This window comes from Paenibacillus sp. MBLB1832 (genome assembly GCF_032271945.1).
In the GTDB taxonomy this organism is placed as follows: Bacteria; Bacillota; Bacilli; order Paenibacillales; family NBRC-103111; genus Paenibacillus_E; species Paenibacillus_E roseopurpureus.
Map to the genome: position 1 here is coordinate 4,144,042 of NZ_CP130319.1, position 17,009 is coordinate 4,161,050.

General features: G+C 49.1%; 15 protein-coding genes. 1 reads left to right on the forward strand and 14 read right to left on the reverse strand.

The window, feature by feature from the left end; all coding sequences use genetic code 11:
• Positions 1 to 2: 2 nt before the first annotated feature.
• Genes MJB10_RS18485 through MJB10_RS18530 form a run of 10 tightly spaced genes read right to left on the reverse strand, consistent with a single transcriptional unit; the run spans position 3 to position 11,674 of the window.
• Positions 3 to 1,178 (reverse strand): CaiB/BaiF CoA transferase family protein, encoded by a 1,176-nt coding sequence (locus MJB10_RS18485; RefSeq protein ID WP_314797060.1) that lies wholly within the window; start codon positions 1,176 to 1,178, stop codon positions 3 to 5.
• A 47-nt stretch (positions 1,179 to 1,225) separates the two neighbouring features.
• The gene (locus MJB10_RS18490) at positions 1,226 to 1,813 is read right to left on the reverse strand and encodes a cysteine dioxygenase family protein (RefSeq protein ID WP_314797061.1); all 588 of its coding nucleotides are present in this window, start codon (positions 1,811 to 1,813) and stop codon (positions 1,226 to 1,228) included.
• A gap of 17 nt (positions 1,814 to 1,830) precedes the next feature.
• Entirely contained in the window at positions 1,831 to 2,604 is a 774-nt protein-coding gene (locus MJB10_RS18495; protein ID WP_314797062.1) for a CoA-transferase, read from the reverse strand.
• The gene (locus MJB10_RS18500; protein WP_314797063.1) at positions 2,601 to 3,407 is read right to left on the reverse strand and encodes a CoA transferase subunit A; all 807 of its coding nucleotides are present in this window, start codon (positions 3,405 to 3,407) and stop codon (positions 2,601 to 2,603) included. The genes MJB10_RS18495 and MJB10_RS18500 overlap by 4 nt, the downstream gene beginning before the upstream one ends.
• A 35-nt stretch (positions 3,408 to 3,442) precedes the next feature.
• Positions 3,443 to 5,467: an ABC transporter ATP-binding protein gene (locus tag MJB10_RS18505; RefSeq protein ID WP_314797064.1), complete on the reverse strand. Its 2,025-nt coding sequence runs from the start codon at positions 5,465 to 5,467 to the stop codon at positions 3,443 to 3,445.
• Positions 5,468 to 5,470: 3 nt separating this feature from the next.
• The gene (locus MJB10_RS18510; protein WP_314797066.1) at positions 5,471 to 6,367 is read right to left on the reverse strand and encodes an ABC transporter permease; all 897 of its coding nucleotides are present in this window, start codon (positions 6,365 to 6,367) and stop codon (positions 5,471 to 5,473) included.
• Between the two features lie 16 nt (positions 6,368 to 6,383).
• Positions 6,384 to 7,313, reverse strand: coding sequence for an ABC transporter permease (locus MJB10_RS18515; RefSeq protein ID WP_314797068.1), 930 nt, complete (start codon positions 7,311 to 7,313; stop codon positions 6,384 to 6,386).
• Between the two features lie 21 nt (positions 7,314 to 7,334).
• Entirely contained in the window at positions 7,335 to 8,978 is a 1,644-nt protein-coding gene (locus MJB10_RS18520) for an ABC transporter substrate-binding protein (RefSeq protein WP_314797069.1), read from the reverse strand.
• A gap of 19 nt (positions 8,979 to 8,997) precedes the next feature.
• On the reverse strand, positions 8,998 to 10,329 hold the full coding sequence (locus MJB10_RS18525) for an LLM class flavin-dependent oxidoreductase (protein ID WP_314797070.1): 1,332 nt from the start codon (positions 10,327 to 10,329) through the stop codon (positions 8,998 to 9,000).
• Between the two features lie 13 nt (positions 10,330 to 10,342).
• Positions 10,343 to 11,674 carry an LLM class flavin-dependent oxidoreductase gene (locus MJB10_RS18530; RefSeq protein WP_314797071.1) on the reverse strand — a complete coding sequence of 444 codons (1,332 nt, stop codon included), beginning with the start codon at positions 11,672 to 11,674 and terminating at the stop codon, positions 10,343 to 10,345.
• Positions 11,675 to 11,923: 249 nt separating this feature from the next.
• Between MJB10_RS18530 and MJB10_RS18535 the strand changes: the two genes are divergently transcribed.
• Positions 11,924 to 12,823 carry a LysR family transcriptional regulator gene (locus MJB10_RS18535; RefSeq protein WP_314797072.1) on the forward strand — a complete coding sequence of 300 codons (900 nt, stop codon included), beginning with the start codon at positions 11,924 to 11,926 and terminating at the stop codon, positions 12,821 to 12,823.
• A gap of 60 nt (positions 12,824 to 12,883) precedes the next feature.
• Here MJB10_RS18535 and MJB10_RS18540 read toward each other — a convergent pair whose 3' ends face one another.
• The 4 genes from MJB10_RS18540 to MJB10_RS18555 form a co-directional block, all read right to left on the reverse strand.
• Entirely contained in the window at positions 12,884 to 13,687 is an 804-nt protein-coding gene (locus tag MJB10_RS18540; RefSeq protein ID WP_314797073.1) for a polysaccharide deacetylase family protein, read from the reverse strand.
• A 15-nt stretch (positions 13,688 to 13,702) separates the two neighbouring features.
• Positions 13,703 to 14,821: an MGDG synthase family glycosyltransferase gene (locus MJB10_RS18545; protein WP_314797074.1), complete on the reverse strand. Its 1,119-nt coding sequence runs from the start codon at positions 14,819 to 14,821 to the stop codon at positions 13,703 to 13,705.
• 69 nt (positions 14,822 to 14,890) lie between these two features.
• Complete coding sequence (locus tag MJB10_RS18550; protein ID WP_314797075.1) at positions 14,891 to 16,303, reverse strand: HAMP domain-containing sensor histidine kinase; 1,413 nt, start codon at positions 16,301 to 16,303, stop codon at positions 14,891 to 14,893.
• Entirely contained in the window at positions 16,300 to 16,974 is a 675-nt protein-coding gene (locus MJB10_RS18555; RefSeq protein WP_314797077.1) for a response regulator transcription factor, read from the reverse strand. The genes MJB10_RS18550 and MJB10_RS18555 overlap by 4 nt, the downstream gene beginning before the upstream one ends.
• Between the last annotated feature and the right edge of the window lie 35 nt (positions 16,975 to 17,009).

The window sequence follows — 17,009 nt, forward strand, 5'->3', positions numbered from 1 at the left end:
ACTTATCCTCTCCATTCCTGCAAAATGTCTTCGGTATGCTCCCCTTGCAATGGCGGTTTCCGATAGATTTGAAAATCGTAATTCGAAAACTTAACGGGATAACCCACCGTTGTAGTTTGGGTGTTATTAGGCAGCTCAAGCTGATGCAGCAAGCCGCTTTCGGTAATTGCAGGATCGTTCAAAATATCCTCAAACGTATTGATTGGCGCACAAGGAACACCCCTCTGATCAAAAATAGTGAGCCATTCATCCGCCGTTTTCCGACTGAAGGACGCCTGCAGGGAAACCGCCAGCTCTTTCTGATGCTTCGCCCGCAGCGTCTGATTCTGGAACCGTGGATCGTCCGCTAACGCGGGCTGCTCGACCGCATCCACAACCTCACGCCACAGCTTCTCGTTACCCGCTGCGATCACGAAAGGCTTATCGCTCCCGCGATAGCCTTGATACGGCGCATTGCGCGGATGCGCGCTGCCCAGTCTCCGAGGCGCAACACCGTTGCCGTAATACTCGCTCGTTTGCAGCGCCGAGATCCCCAGCACGCTCGCCAGCATCGAGCAATCGATATAGCTGCCCTTGCCGCTGATCGAAGCTTGATGCACGGCGGCCACGATCGAGTAGGCACCGTAGAGTCCTGCTACGAAATCAGCGACAGGAACTCCGCATTTCACGGGCTCTCCCTCTTCCTCGCCGGTTACGCTCATCAATCCGCTGATCGCTTGTATCGTGACGTCGAAAGCGCCCTTTTGCGCGTAACGCCCTGTCTGTCCATAGCCCGAAATCGAGCAATAAACGAGCTTCGGATTGGCTTCTACCAGCCCCTCGTAATGCAAGCCGAATTTGGCCAATACGCCAGGACGATAGTTTTCGATTATGACATCCGCTTGCTTGCACAAATCGTGCAAACGAGCCAGCTCTGACGGATCTTTGAAATCAATCACAATGCTGCGCTTATTGCGGTTGAGTGAACTGAAATTGGCGCTGTATCGCGCGCCATCTTCCTGTGTAAGAAACGGCGGCCACTCCCGCATACTATCGCCGACATCGGGTCGTTCCACTTTCACGACATCCGCACCTAAATCTGCAAATAGCATCCCTGCAAAGGGTCCCGCTGCAATTTGCCCAAACTCAAGAACTTTTACACCGCTTAGCGGTCCTTGGCCCTTCGTATTAATGCTCATCTTCTCTTCGCTCCTCTGGCTTGGTCGTTAGAGATGGCATGCTGTCATCAATGATAAACCGCCTCCGCATTATCATGCTTCGTGATTACATCGCGACTGCTGCCCGTTGCTACATCATGAATATGTCTCGGCTGTTTGCCGATATCGGTCCCATAAATATGAATCGTGATCGCCACCTCATCAAACGGGTTGGCAACGCCATGGATATCATAATCAGGCGGATAAACGAACGAGATATCGCCCTGCTTCGCTGTAACCTCACCGACTTCGCGAACCTCATAGCGAGGAAATGCACCTTCCCCATGATCGACACGGCGATACCGTTTCTCCACCACAGATCCACGATAGATGCCCACGAGTCCCCAGACGAGGTGATCATGCACAGGCGCAACTTGACCCGGCCCCCAGACGAAAGCGATCACGGAGAACGCTTCATTCTGCGGTTTATACAACAAATACTGCGCATATTTCCCAGGCAATGATACCTGTAAATCTTTAGGAAGCAAATGCTTATTCTCTAACAGGTTCTGCAAAAGCGGCTTCACACCCTCAATGATCGAACGATCATCGTGCTTCTCAGCCAACACAGCCCCTATATCCTTTTCAAGTTGATGAAATAGCGCCTTCTCACTCACCGCTCTTCCCTCGTTTCCTATGTTTTTACTAGGGCCTGACTCATATAAGTGCCAAAATGCTGCTTCGCAAACAATGGATAGATGCGCCGCAGTTCCTGACTGACGCCATACCGAAGTGTCGTCAGTTCCTGATACGTCGGCGGTTCCAATGTTGGAATCGGGGCGCTGTACCCGCCTAATCCCAAATCAAACCCTGTTCGTTCCTGCACCTCAAACGGTTGCACACCGTGCACCGTCGCAGCCAGCTGAAGCCGGCCCTGCCGCCCGCTAGGCTTCATGACGCCCAGCGGAGTATATACCCCGGCTAATTGACTTCGATGATAAACACCTTGTTCAGACCTCGGCGTCGAGGAAACGAAATCCAAATTCTCAGGAAACCCTTTGATCCCATGGTCTGTTTTAAAAAGAAAAATCCGCTTGCACGTGTAATACACGACACCTGAACCCGCTCCGCCAGGAAGTCGCACTTTAGGCTTCGTGTAGTCGCCAATCACATGCAGATTAATGCGCCCGTAACTATCGATTTGCGCCCCACTAAGGAAAAAGACGTCCATGCCGCCTCGCTGCATGAGATCGAAAAACTCTTTCGTCCCCTGAAATGGCCAATCGCACTGGCCTAAAATATAAATGGAAGCATCGCGTGCATGCAGGGACTTCGCGAGGAGCGCGGCAGCCGCAGGAATCGGTGAGTTGTTACCAACGCCGATGACTTCATGATTATGGAGCTCTCTTGCGAGGTAACAGATCATCGCTTCCTCCGACGTGTAACTCAGCACACCTATTTCGCTCATACGCCTTCCCTCCTTAGTCCCTCTAGATAAACATCCCAAGTGCTTTGGGATGCCGCTGCTTCCATATAAGCCAAGATCGCGTCAACATCCAGGTCATAATAGCCTGGACATGAAGTCGGCAGTGCACCGCCAGGCACTTGAACAACGCCACTAATAAACATGGACGAAATGAATGCTCCCTGCTCCTTCTGCAGCTGCTCCGGTGAGACGATTTCTTCCACGGAAGCAAACGTCTTCACGGAAGCTTGTGCCAGTAAGCGGTTGTTCTGCGCAGGATGCGCCACCACATTGCCCAGCGTATCCGCCTTATAACCATGAAAGATGGCGACATGGGGTCGAATCGCGGGTACAACAGCAATATGCTCCGCTGGCGCGTAAGGATTCGGAATGATATGAAAATCCCTTCTAATTGTCATATAATCCGTACCAATCAACCCCCTGACAGGGGTGAATGGAATCCCTGATGCACCAGCCCCGATCGCTGCCGTCAATGTCGGACATGCATGTTCCAACCCAACTATGGCACGCTGCTCGAAGCTTCGGCGAAAGTTCAAGGCGAACCCGAACTCTCCCATCGAGATTTGTGAAAATTCCACCGTAGATACCGCGCCAGCACCGATCAGCAGATCTGCATTCACCGCTGCTGCTCCCGTACAAACGACATACAAGTCACGCCTCTGGGCACGTACAATGGCTCGTATGAGCGCCATCGGCGACATCTCCATGTTGCCGCTAATCGCCAGTTTTGCACCGTCGGGGATATGCGCGATAACCTCTTCGATGCGCATTAGCTTAGCTGACACAACTGACACTTCCTCTCCTTCAAGGCTCCCCCCGCTTATAATGGATAATGGCAAGCCGCATAATGGCCTGGCCCGATGGCCGCCAATTCGGGCACAACCTCTTTGCACAGCGCTGTCGCAGCAGGGCAGCGCGTATGAAAGCGACAGCCTGACGGCGGTCTGGCTGGTGAAGGCATTTCACCTTCCAGTGGCACAAAGGTCCGTTTGCGATTCGGATCTGGCACGGGAATCGCGGATAACAGCGCCTTCGTGTAATGATGTGCGGGATGGCGAAACAGCTCATCCGTTGGTGCGATTTCAACCAACTTGCCTAAGTACATCACGCCGATTCGATCCGAAATGTAGCGAACAATATTCAACCCATGCGCAATGAACAGATATGTCAGATTCATGCGCTGCTGAAGATCCTGCATGAGGTTCACGATTTGCGATTGTACCGAAACGTCCAAAGCCGAAACCGCTTCGTCAGCGAGAATAAACTTCGGATTGAGTGCGATCGCTCGCGCAATGCCAATACGTTGACGCTGACCGCCTGAGAACTCATGCGGCAAGCGATCGATCCAAGCTGGATTCAGTCCGACGAGCTCCATGACGTCTTGAACTTTGGCTCGTTTCGCTGAACCGCGCAGCGATTCATGCACCCAGAACGGTTCACCGATAATATCGCCGACTTTCCAGCGCGGGTTAATGGATCCGTACGGATCCTGGAAGACAATTTGCATATCTCTTCGTGTTTCTTTCCATCCCTTCGAACCCGCTCCAACAAGATCTCTGCCTTCAAATTGAATACGTCCCTCGGTTGCTTTCTCCAGTTGCAGCAGCACACGTCCCAGCGTTGATTTCCCGCAACCCGATTCGCCAACTAACCCGAAGGTCTCCCCTTTACGGATATCAAAGGAAACGTCATCTACCGCTTTAATCGAAGAGCGGCCACGTTGGAACAAACCCTGGCGAATTGGGAAATATTTCTTTACATTGATGACTTCTAGCAGCGTCTCTGCCTTATCTAAGTCACGGCTAGCCTCACCATTTCCTATCTCAATCGGCGTAGGTGCCGCCGTATCCCCGAAAAACTCTGCCCCCAAGAGGTCAATTCGCTCTGCATTCCAACATGCCACCTCGCGTCCGCTCAACGACGCCAGAGGCGGGTCTTCGCTTAAGCAGCGCTCCGTTGCATAAGGACAACGAGGATGAAAGCGGCACCCTGTCGGCAAGTCTGACAAGCTCGGGATGCTGCCTTTAATGGTATAGAGCTTCATCCCACGAACATTATCCAAGGTCACAATGGAATGAAGCAGCCCTTGCGTATAGGGATGGGCCGGATTTTCAAACAATTGATGCACGGGAGACTGCTCGACAACCTTACCTGCATACATCACCACAACGCGATCTGCCATTTCAGCCGCAATGCCAAGATCGTGGGTAATCAGGAGGATCGACATTTGAAACTCATCTTTCAATTCTCGTAATAAACTTAAAATCTGCGCTTGAATGGTCACATCCAATGCGGTTGTTGGCTCATCCGCAATTAGCAATTCGGGGCCGCAGGCTAATGCCATCGCGATCATCGCCCTCTGGCGCATCCCGCCCGAGAGCTCGTAAGGATATTGCCCCATGCGAATTTCCGGCTCCGGAATACCCACGCGTCGGAGCAAGGAGATCGCTTTCTCCCGTGCACCCGGCTTGGAAATTCGTTCATGACGGAGAATGACTTCGACGATTTGGCTTCCTATAGTGAAAATAGGATCTAACGCCGTCATCGGCTCCTGGAAGATCATCGCGATTTTTTTCCCGCGCAGATCACTGATTTCCTTTTGCGATAAACCGACTAGACTTTGCCCATCCAGCTTAATATCGCCTTGCGAGATATAGCCCCCATCGTATTGAATGAGATGCATGATGGATAACGATGTAATCGTTTTGCCGCTTCCGGATTCGCCAACTAAGCAGACAATTTCTCCCTTTTCGATTGTTAATTGAATATGGTTAATCGCATTCAGCGAGCCGTTCGCGGTTTGAAAGTCAACGGACAAATCATCAATTTGCAGTATCGGTTTCATCTTCTATGCCCTCGATTTCTTAGGATCCATGCGATCACGAATTTCATCCCCGATGAGATTAACGACGATCACAAGGAGGGTGATGGCGAGCCCTGGGAACGTTGCTACCCACCATGCTACTGTCATGTAACTGCGCCCCTGCGAAAGCATGTAGCCCCAATCAGGGATTTCCTTCACCACACCAAGCCCAAGGAAGCTAAGCCCTGTTCCGACTAAAATCGAGCTGCCTACCCCAATCGTCATCATGACGAGTAAGGGGGAGAAGCAATTCGGTAAAATATGGCGCAGCATAATAGCCACATGGGAAGTACCTACCGCGCGAGCCGCATCGATAAAGGGGCGATTCCGAATGGAAATGACTTGGCTGCGAACGACGCGAGCTTTGCCTGGGATCGTCGCAACGCTGATCGCTAGAATAACATTGAAAAAACTAGGTCCCAGCGCCACCGAAATGGCAATCGCCAATAAAATGCCAGGAATCGTCATCAAGATATCGTTAAATCGCATGAAGATAGAATCGACAGTACCGCCCCAATAGCCAGCGATCAGCCCGAATAGCGTGCCAATGCAACCGCCGATCACAACCGACACAACCCCCATGATGAGCGATTGTTGACTACCGTAGATGACCAACGTCCACACATCGCGACCGAATTGATCGGTGCCCAGCGGATGCGCCAAGCTCGGTCCTTTCAACAATTGATCGGTCAGCATATCCGTTGGCGAGTAAGGAGCAATCCAAGAAGGAACGATCGCGCATAAGATCAGAAAAGCTAGCACACAGAGCGAAAGGCTTAACAGCACTTTCGATAAGTTCAGCTTTTTCCATCGAAAACGAAACGTCAGCAGCTCCTGTCTCTTCCGTAATAATCGTTCTGTTGTTACAGTACCAAACAGCATTCGCGCCAACTCCTTTTTACGATGATCCTGTCTTACGCACACGCGGATCGACATACGAATAAGACACATCTACCATTAAATTCACAAGAATATTGAACACACCCGTGATCAGAATCGCCGCTTGAATCACGGGAATATCTTTCTGATTAATCGCATCGACAACGAGCTTGCCCAGACCTTGCCTGGAGAAAACCGTTTCGGTAACGACAGCACCTGAAAGCATTTCTCCAACCAGCAAGCCCAGAATGGTTACGGCTGGAAGGAGCGCATTGCGCAGAACGTGCTTATAGAGCACGATTTTTTCCGTGAGACCTTTCGCTCTCAGCGTCAGTACAAATGGTTCGTTGATCACGTCCAGCACGCTGTTGCGCACCATCCGTGTCAACATGCCAGCGCCTGTTACGCCTAAGGCAAAGGAAGGCAGAATCAATTGCTTGAAGCTGCCATTGCCGATGGCGGGCAACCATTGGAAGTGAACCGAAAATACGAGAATTAATAGAATGCCCAACCAAAATTTCGGCATGGAAACACCGAGTAAACTTACAACACGAACGATGTAGTCCAGCACGCGATTTTGATACACAGCCGATAATACACCTAATAAGAACCCCACGATGATGGCGAATATCGTACTCATGAGCGCTAGTGAAAGCGTAGCTGGCAGCTGCGCCAGCAATCGATCGATCACAGGCTGACTGTTCGCGAACGAATGTCCGAAATCCCCCCTCACACTATCCCATAAATAGAGCGCATATTGCTGCCAGAGCGGACGGTCTAAGCCGAACTGCTGCCTGAGGTACGCAATACGTTCAGGCGCAGCGTCATCACCTGCAATCATCTGGGCCGGATCACCGGGAAGCCAGTGAATGATTAAGAAAACAAGCGTCAACGAGCCTAAAATAACTGGAATCGAGACGATGAGCCTGTTCCATATAAACTTCACCATCCTTGACTCCCCCTTCGTTCCTTATTTTTGAATCCATGCCTCATAGAAGACAGGCCATGCTGGTGAATCGAATGTAATGCCTTTCACTTCTTTCGTTGTCGCCACCGAGTAGTTGAACACATACGTAGGAATACCGTAAACATTGTCGATGATGTATTCTTGTGCATCTTTATAATAGGCCTTGCGTTTCTCTGGTTCGGTTTCCAAATACCCCTGCTCGAGAAGCTCATCTAGCTTAGGATCGTTCGTTTTCGCAATATTATTTTGCTTCGAAGGCCCTTTGGTCGAGTACAGTTGTCGCAGCACATCTGGATCACCAGAGAACTGACTAGCCGCAATGAGATCATAATCTCCTTTGTTTCGGCGGTCGGTGTAAGTGCCGGTTGGCAACGAAATCACTTTCAACTCGATGCCCACTTGCTTCAACTGCTGTGTGAAGATCGCGATCAAATCTAAGCGCTTTTCCCGATTTCCTTGCGTGTCAATCACTTCGACCGTGAGTCGCTTGCCATCCTTGGACCGATACCCATCCGCACCCTTGATCCAACCCGCTTCCTCGAGCGTCTGGTTCGACTTGGCAACGTCTACTTTATACGCATTTTCTCTGGTGGGTGTATAGGCAAATTGTTGTGGTGAGATCGGTGACCAGCCTTGCTTGGAGGTGCCCAAATAAATCGTTTTGACCGCAACATCGATATCGAGCGCCGAGCGGAACGCTTTGCGGATGTTGAGATCATTCCATGGCGCTTTCTGAATGTTCAAATACAAGGTGAAATTGGCTTGCAACAGCTCTGTTTCCAGTACATTGAAGTTCTTATCCGCCTTCAAGGCAACCAGATTCTGCGGAGGAATAATATCCGCTACCTGCACCTGTTTACTTTGTAACACGCTGACACGCGTCGCTTCTTCTTCCACGTATTTCACTGTTAACTTATCCAGGTACGCTGGACCTTGATGCTTCGCAGTGGACGGTCCCCAGTTATAATCGGGATTTTTCTCGAATTCAACTTGTGAGCTAGGCGTAATTTTTTTCAGTTTAAAAGGTCCCGTCCCCACTGGGTTTTGCGGGAATGCATCGCCATACTTTTTCACGGCTGTCGGTGAAACGAAGCCAAGATCCACCTTAGCGGCATTGCTAAGGAATGGAGCAAACGGCGTTTTGAAGTTGACTTTTACCGTAAATTCATCAATGACATCCGTCGAGGTGTACGTACCCAACTCATTTAATGAACTCGAAGCCTTCGTCGCAGGATCGATGATCCGATCGAAGTTAAACTTCACAGCCTCTGCGTTAAATGGTGTGCCATCATGGAACTTCACATCTTTACGCAGGTGGAACGTGTAGCTCTTCTTATCCGAGGACAGCTCCCAGGAGGTCGCGAGCCAAGGCTTGATCGTATGATCTGGTAACTCTACAACTAAGCTGTCGTAGAGGGATCGCATCACTCTCGTCGTCGGCGCGAAGCCTGCTTTATGCGCGTCCAAACTGTCTGACGTGATCGTCCCCGCGAGGGCCCAAACCAGTTCTCCACCTGGCGTTACCGTGCCTGCGGTCTGTTCGGCGACGTTCTTCGCGCCACCCTCTTTCTCCGTTTCTCCGCAAGCTGTTAACACCATGGATGCTATAACTAAAAGGCCAATGATCGATCCGAATCTCTTTTCCATATCGTTTCCCCCTCTAAGCTTATGCTTGGGCTATTCTCTGTTTAGTGTATCGATTTACTGGGATTTCAAGACCTAGATGGCCTCGCAGTGTATCACTTTCGTAGTCTTCACGGTAAATGCCGCGTTCCTGAAGAATCGGAACAACAAGCTCAACGAAATCTTTGAGCGCACTCGGCACGCCTGTGTGAATGATGAAACCATCTGCTGCTCCTTCTTCAAACCATTGCTGTACAGTATCCGCAACTTGCTCTGGCGTACCAACAAAGGAGCTTCTTGGTGTGGCAAAGCGGAAGGCCGCTTGTCGAAGCGTTAAATTCTCCTCCTTTGCGATGCGCTTAATCCGATCCGTGGAACTGCGGTAGCTGTTGCTGCCTAGATCACCGAGATCTGGGAATGGTTCATCGAGCGGATATTGTTTAAAATCGTGGTACGTGAACGGACGGCCCAGTTGGTCCAGCGCATCCTCCAACGTAACTAAACCTGCGATGGCTTGGTACTTGCTCTCCGCTTCCTCCTCCGTTCGGCCAATGATCGGGCTAATGCCTGGGAAGACTAGTATTTCCTCGGAGGCACGCCCATACGCTGCCGCTCGCTGTTTGATATCCTGATAGAAAGCTTTCGCTTCCTTGATCGATTCATGTCCTGTGAAAATGGCATCTGCACTCTTCGCTGCCAAGTTTCGCCCATCATCCGACCCGCCAGCTTGGAAAATAACAGGCTGCCCTTGTTTGGAGCGCGCGATGTTTAGCGGTCCTTGCACAGAGAAATGCTTGCCTTTGTGATTGAGCGCATGAAGCTTGGATGGATCGAAGAAAACCCCTGTCTGCTGATCGCGAACAAAAGCGTCATCCTCCCAAGAATCCCACAGGCCGCGCACGACCTCCAGATGCTCTTCCGCAATGCGGTACCGTTCATCGTGGGCATAATGCTCTTCCTTGCTATAATTGCGAGCGGCGCCCTCAAGCCCCGTCGTCACCACATTCCAGCCTGCACGGCCATAACTGATATGATCGAGCGAGGCGAACTGCCTTGCTACTGTGAAGGGCTGCGTGAATGAGGCTGTTAATGTGCCGACCAAGCCAATCTTCGACGTCACCGCGCCCAGCGCTGACAATACCGTTAGCGGCTCCAGCCGATTAAGATAATGCGGGGCCGATTTCTCCGTAATGTACGTACTGTCCACGATGAAAACAAAATCAAATTTCCCTTCTTCCGCTTGTAACGCCTGGGCTGCATAGTAATCAAAATCAACACTTGCATCCCCTGGAATTTCTGGATTACGCCACGTATACTTCGATGTGCCCACACCTGTGAGCGTGGCACCTAGTTTAAGCTTTCTTGATTTGGACATTGTTCATTCCTCCTTATCCGTTCAACACTTTAGTTTTGGCATTGCGATTAACGGGTACTTGCAGACCTAGATGACCGCGAAGCGTATCCGTTTCATACTCAGTACGGTAAAGGCCGCGCTCTTGCAGAATCGGCACTACCAGCTCAACGAAATCTTGCAGCGCGGCTGGGATGCCAACCCCGATAATGAATCCGTCGGACGCTTCTTCTTCAATCCACCGCTGAATCGTGTCTGCGATCTTCTCTGGTGTACCAACGAAATTCCCTTTCGGTGTTGCAAAACGAAGTGCCACCTGGCGCAGCGTCAAATTGTGCTCTTTCGCCAGCCGCTTGATCTTCTCCGACCCGCCTTGCTGGCTGTTCGCTCCCAAATCTCCTAAATCCGGGAATGGCTCATCCAGTGGATAAACGCTAAAATCGAAATCGTTGAACGGACGGCCCAGCGCAATAATCGCTTTTTCGATGGACACCAGATTGACCGTTTCTTGGTACTTACGCTCCGCTTCTTCTTCCGTACGGCCGATAATGGGGCGTATCCCTGGCAAAATCGAAATGTCATCTGCCGATCTCCCGAAGGATATCGCTCTGCGTTTAATATCTGCGTAGTAGGCTTTCGCCTCCTCGATATGCTCGTGACCAACGAAGATCGCATCCGCATTTTTTGCGGCAAAGTTGCGGCCGTCCTCGGATGTCCCCGCTTGGAAAATAACAGGCTGCCCTTGCTTGGAGCGCGCGATGTTCAGCGGACCCTGAACCGAGAAGAATTCACCCTTATGGTTTAAGGTGTGCAGCTTCTCAGGGTCAAAAAATTGCCCTGTCTCCTTATTCCGCGTGAAGGCATCGTCTTCCCAGGAATCCCACAACCCTTTTACAACATCCACATGCTCTTGCGCGATGCGGTACCGTTTCTCATGCGGCGGGTGCTCCTCTTTACTGTAATTGTTTGCGCTGCCCGATAACCATGAGGTCACCACGTTCCAGCCTGCACGCCCTTTGCTGATCAGATCCAGCGAAGCGAATTGCCTCGCAACCGTGAAGGGTTCACTATAGCTGACTGTTACGGTTGCAACCAATCCGATTCTTTTCGTGACGGCCGCAAGTGCCGATAGAATCGTCAATGGCTCGAAGCGATTCAAATAGTGAGGGGAAGAATTCTCCGTAATATGAACACTATCCGCGATAAAAGCAAAATCGAATTTCCCCGCTTCCGCTGTTTGCGCTTGATGCTTATAGAACTGAAAGTTCGTGCTCGCATCCGTTATCGCATCAGGATGTTTCCAATCTTCCCAGCCTCCGCCAACACCGTGAATCATTGCACCTAATTTTATTTTTTTAGATTTTGCCATGGGAATGTGCCTCCTCAAATTTATATTTGATTATTCCGATTAACTTACTTGTATTTATCATAATGCGGATTGTTTCACTTGTACAATTCAATTTCGTGAACTGTTGATTCATGTTTTATGAATATACAAGTAAACCACTTGGATTAATTTGAATTCATGATATGATAAGTGTATTATTTTGTAAAATAGAAAAAATCGATGCGATCATTCATATTTCATGAAGTCACACGGGGAGAGGACGGGGATCCTATGGATATTCGGAACATCAAAACGTTTCAGACCATCATTAGGCTGGGCAGCTTTCAACGTGCCGCTGAGGAATTGCAATATGGGCAATCGACCGTCACCATGCATATTCAGAAGCTTGAAAGTGATTTGGGGGTTAAGCTGCTGGAACGGGGCAAAAAGCTGACACTGACCGAGGCTGGCAGGCTATTCCATCACAATGCCGATCTGCTTCTCAAAGATTATGATTTCCTGCAGACGTCGATGGATGAACTATTGAAAGGCGATGCCGGCGTCATTCGACTCGGTGTCATGGAGCCAACCGCAAGCTATCGTTTGCCGCAGCTCTTAGGACCTTTCCTGCGTCAACATCCCAAAGTGAAAATCAGCATACATATCGGCAACACAACGGTACTCGGCCAAATGCTTTATGAGGGAAGCATCGATATGGCAATCTGCTCAACGCCACCTTCTGGGCTGGATCATACCTTCGAGCCCTTATTCATCGAGACACTCGCGCTGCTCCTGCCAGAAGCTCATCCGTTAGCATCCAAATCGTCCATCCAACTTCGGGATTTGCAGCATGAACACTTACTTATCACGAACGTCCAATGTCCTTACCGTCAAAAGCTGGAACATGCCCTGCTCGAAAGAGGAGGCAGTCCCTATTCGGGCATGGAGATCGGCAATATGGCCGCGCTCAAATATTACGTCCAGGCGCAATTCGGCATCGCCGTCGTGCCTGTGATTACCGCAACCCCGAGCCCCCAAGGCACAGTGCTTAAACCCATCGATGATCTCGATTCGGGATTAGTGACCGGCTTATTGCGCAAAATGAACGGCAGCGCGTTCAGTGTAGCGACAGAAAACCTAATCAACATTTTCCGCACGGAGCTAAGAAGTTCGACATTCACCTCTTCCTGAGGTGGCTGCGGGTTTGAAACACGCCAAAGAGGAGCCCGCAGGCTCCTCTATTCATCCTTGCTATTTGACAGGCAGCCTCGTCAAATTGGTTTGACTTTCAAGATTTAATCCATGCGTCTCCCTAGTGACTGGAGCATCGAGCTGCAATTTCTTATCAATTCGTAGAAAGGGGATTTCTTGTCTCATACATTCCTCTACGAACTCTTTCAAAGCTTGTAACATAAACATGGGCGCATCCCGATTCGCCCCCAGTGTCTGTCCGCTATCGTGAAGGACAATAATGTCGTTATTTTGCAATCGTGCGAATAGCTTCCTTCTGATCTTTTCTTTTCCCCCGCTGCAACGCCAATCTCCGACCATTAACGACCAGAAAACGAATCGGAATTGCTTCATGAGTAAAAAATCAAACAGATTGATAACACCCCATGGCGGGCGATAATGGATTGGTGTTATGCCTAAAATATGTTCGATAACGGCCACCGTGTCCTTTATTTGCTTTCTCACTTTCCTTGGCGTCAGTACTGCGTTGGTCCAATGTACATAATTATGGATGCCAATCAAGTGTCCTTCTTTATGCATTCTACGGATCAGTTCAGGGTATTTCTCCGCTTTGGAGCCAAGTACGAAGAAGGTGGCTTGTATGCGATGCAACCGCAGAAAGTCAAGTAATTCAGGTGTGTAAGCAGGGTCGGGACCATCATCGAAGGTTAACGCGATCCCCCTAGTGGGGTTCTCTTTTTTGCTGGCTCCGAAGCCGCCTAGCCGAATCAGTGCAGTGGGAATAATTGTATATATCAAGAGTCCAATAAGCAGTGACAACAACAAATAAGATCCAACATGACTGCCATGCAGACTATGCTTCATCTTAACCCTCCTACTTTACATCGAGATGGATATGGATGGCGTAGCTGATCTTTGCGCAATATCCCGTACGATGTGTGCAGCTGCTTCACGACGTTGCATGTTTGCCATACGGTTACTAACCACGTCATGTAGGCTTGGATTATGAAAAAAATCGTTGATATGCGCGCTTAACTCTTCCAACTGATATGAAATAGCGGCTACTCCGCGGCTTGAGAGGTAGAGTGCATTTTCCTTTTCCTGTCCCGCATGCGGCTTATAAATGAATATCGGCAACCGAAGGGCGATCGCTTCCGTAACGGTCAGTCCTCCCGCTTTGGTTAGGATACAACTCGCTTGTGACATCCATTCATGCACATTTTCCACATACCCAAGAATCATGATTCGCTTATTTGTTCCGAACACTTCCAGAAGTCTAAGGCGTAATTTATCATTGTGGCCACAGATGACCAGGAAACGACTTTGAGGAATGACGGCTAGCGTGTTCAATATGTCTTCCATATAGCTATTCACACCAGGATCCCCTGCCATAATGAGAATCAGATTTTTTTTCTTACCTTGAGCTGTCATACTTTCCATAGCAAATTCTTGACGAATCGGTATGCCGCTGACCTCAACGCGATCTTTGCTTACGCCTCTAAACACAATTTGCTGCTTCAATTCCTCTGTAGCTACATAATATTTATCCACGTGGCTATGCAGCCAACTGGCATGTAACGCATAATCCGTCAATACGGTGAAATTTTGTATCCCCATTGTACTGCACACTTCCGGTGCTGCTCCGAAAGGAAATGTATTGATCACCACATCAGGCTGCTCTTGCTGAATAAGCTCCCTTAATTTCCTCTGGCCGAGTAGGTTCATCGATTTCTGAAACAGTGCGGTCTGCTTTGTTTCACGGGTTAGATAATAACACCAGCCATAATAATCAAGACCGAAGCGTGAGCTTCTTACACTCGTATTGATTAATTTGGTTGTTATGAGATTTATGAATGGGTGTCCCTCTTTCATCAGGTTAACGATTTTCACATGTTCGATCCCTTGCTCTACGAATTGCTGATACAAGGCTTTCGACGCCTGCAGATGCCCATTCCCGTAGCTAGCGGTGAGAATTAATACACGAGGATTCGCTTTCATGTCCGTGACAACCACCTTTCGCCCTAACTTTACAAGAGAAATATGAGAGGAAGATGAGAAACTTAGCCGTCATACTTGGTAAATGGGGAGTGTCAGCTCTACACGGGTACCTTGTGTTTCTATGCTTGTAATCGTTAATTTTCCATGTACATTCATAACAAGCTGTTTGGCAATGGCAAGCCCAAGTCCTGTACCTGCAATCTCATGATTTCTCGCTTTATCGACCCGATAGAAACGGTCAAATACGAATGGCAGATCCGCTTCTGGAATTCCGATGCCATGATCTTCTATGATGATCTGAACTTCCTGCTTCAAGAGAATCGCGTGGATATCAATCCGCTTCGTTTCAAGGGAATATTTCACAGCGTTATCCAAAATAATCATTAAAATTTGCTCCACATGCAGGGGATTCATGACTAACATGACGTCATGGATATTTTCCGTGTTCGATACAAATTGAAATTCAGGATTAAGGGCTTCGAATCGTTTCAGCGTTTCCTGGATGAGCGGGGCCAATTGAAGTGGCGTACTATTCTCACTCAGCCTATTCGCTTCCACTTTCGTTAAAGTTAGCAGCTCTTGAACTAGTTTTTTCAACCTTCTTACTTCTTGAAGCGAAGCCTCTAAGGATTCATCCAGTACTGCAGGATCGGATTTTCCCCAGCGATGTAATAAGGACAAATGGCCTTCCACAATCGTGATCGGCGTCCTTAACTCATGCGAGGCATCTTCAACAAACTGTTTCTGTTGTAGAAATGACGTCTCGAGTTGATTCATCAGATCATTGAATAGTTTTGCCAGGCTAGACAACTCGTCGCCATTTTGCACATCGGTTACACGCTCCGAAAGCCCTTTCTCCTTCACACTGCGAATCGTAGATGCCAATGCGCGGATGGGGCGCATAAACTGCCGCGAAATCGCTAAACCGCTGATTGCGCTGATGAATACGGCTAATACACCGCCAACCACCATCACCCATAATAAGGTTTCGCTGAAATGATCGAACGTTTCGAGATTGCTGCCCAGCTCGATTGTTCCTACAAATTTGTCCGTAACTAACGGACTGCGATGGATGAGAATATGATCTTGTTTATGTGTCGTATCGTAAAGCTCGGGCACGTTGACCGTACGCGGCTCTATCCATCCAACGCCGAAATGGCTGGCAACCGTTACAATTGGCTTTCCTTCCTTATCGAGAATACGAACGAATTGATTTCTGCCAATCATTTTTTCAATATACAGTTGACTCTCATTCACTTGGATGTCATTCGCCGTCGTCAGCTTTTCCTGGAAATAATCTTGAAGCTGCATCATATTCACTTGAATTTGAGATTTCTCTTTCTCCAACATCCACTGCTTGAGCACTAAATATTGCGCGAAATTGTAGGAGGTAAACAGCAGGAAAATCAGCAACGATGCGCCTAGCATAAGCTTCCACTTGATAGGGAGTGTTCGAATAAACCTCATTAAGCGACCTTTCATCTCATCACGTATCCTATTCCCCGCACAGTTTGAATACAGCTAGTCTCACCTGAATGATCTAGCTTATTGCGTAAGTACCTGACATATACATCGACGACATTCGTTTCCACGAGCGTATCAAAGCCCCATACTTGGTCCAACAGCATATCTCTGGTTAGGACAAGATGATGATTTTTCATAAACATCACGAGTAAATCAAACTCGCGTTTCGTTAATTCAACGAGCTGGTTATCTTTATAAACCAATCTGGCATCCAGATCCACGGTAATATGTTGAAAAGTAAGCTGCGCATGTTGCGCATTCCCCTCCAGTTCCATGCGTCGGAAGACGGCTCTTATGCGTGCCAACAGCTCCTCAATAGCGAAGGGCTTGGGAATATAATCGTCTGCCCCGCAATCTAAGCCAGATACCCGATCCGCCACACTATCTCTTGCGGTAAGCATGAGAATGGGTGTCTTTCGGACCGCACGAATACGGCGGCACACCTCAATTCCGTTCATGCCAGGCAGCATGATATCTAACAAGATCAGATCCCACTCTTCTTGGAGCGCTAGTTCAAGACCTGTTTTACCATCGTAAGCAGGCCTTACCTCAAAAGCTTCGTGTTCGAGTTCTAACTGGATAAAACGAACCAAGTTCTTTTCATCCTCTATAAGTAATACGCGCTTCATCGGCGGCATCTCCTTTCACGTACTATTCTCCTTAC

Coding starts and splice junctions, on each gene's coding strand:
- MJB10_RS18485 (WP_314797060.1), bottom strand. CDS start 1,178: ATGAGCATTAATACGAAGGGCCAAGGACCGCTAAGCGGTGTAAAAGTT.
- MJB10_RS18495 (WP_314797062.1), bottom strand. CDS start 2,604: ATGAGCGAAATAGGTGTGCTGAGTTACACGTCGGAGGAAGCGATGATC.
- MJB10_RS18505 (WP_314797064.1), bottom strand. CDS start 5,467: ATGAAACCGATACTGCAAATTGATGATTTGTCCGTTGACTTTCAAACC.
- MJB10_RS18510 (WP_314797066.1), bottom strand. CDS start 6,367: ATGCTGTTTGGTACTGTAACAACAGAACGATTATTACGGAAGAGACAG.
- MJB10_RS18515 (WP_314797068.1), bottom strand. CDS start 7,313: ATGGTGAAGTTTATATGGAACAGGCTCATCGTCTCGATTCCAGTTATT.
- MJB10_RS18520 (WP_314797069.1), bottom strand. CDS start 8,978: ATGGAAAAGAGATTCGGATCGATCATTGGCCTTTTAGTTATAGCATCC.
- MJB10_RS18525 (WP_314797070.1), bottom strand. CDS start 10,329: ATGTCCAAATCAAGAAAGCTTAAACTAGGTGCCACGCTCACAGGTGTG.
- MJB10_RS18530 (WP_314797071.1), bottom strand. CDS start 11,674: ATGGCAAAATCTAAAAAAATAAAATTAGGTGCAATGATTCACGGTGTT.
- MJB10_RS18535 (WP_314797072.1), top strand. CDS start 11,924: ATGGATATTCGGAACATCAAAACGTTTCAGACCATCATTAGGCTGGGC.
- MJB10_RS18540 (WP_314797073.1), bottom strand. CDS start 13,687: ATGAAGCATAGTCTGCATGGCAGTCATGTTGGATCTTATTTGTTGTTG.
- MJB10_RS18545 (WP_314797074.1), bottom strand. CDS start 14,821: ATGAAAGCGAATCCTCGTGTATTAATTCTCACCGCTAGCTACGGGAAT.
- MJB10_RS18550 (WP_314797075.1), bottom strand. CDS start 16,303: ATGAAAGGTCGCTTAATGAGGTTTATTCGAACACTCCCTATCAAGTGG.
- MJB10_RS18555 (WP_314797077.1), bottom strand. CDS start 16,974: ATGAAGCGCGTATTACTTATAGAGGATGAAAAGAACTTGGTTCGTTTT.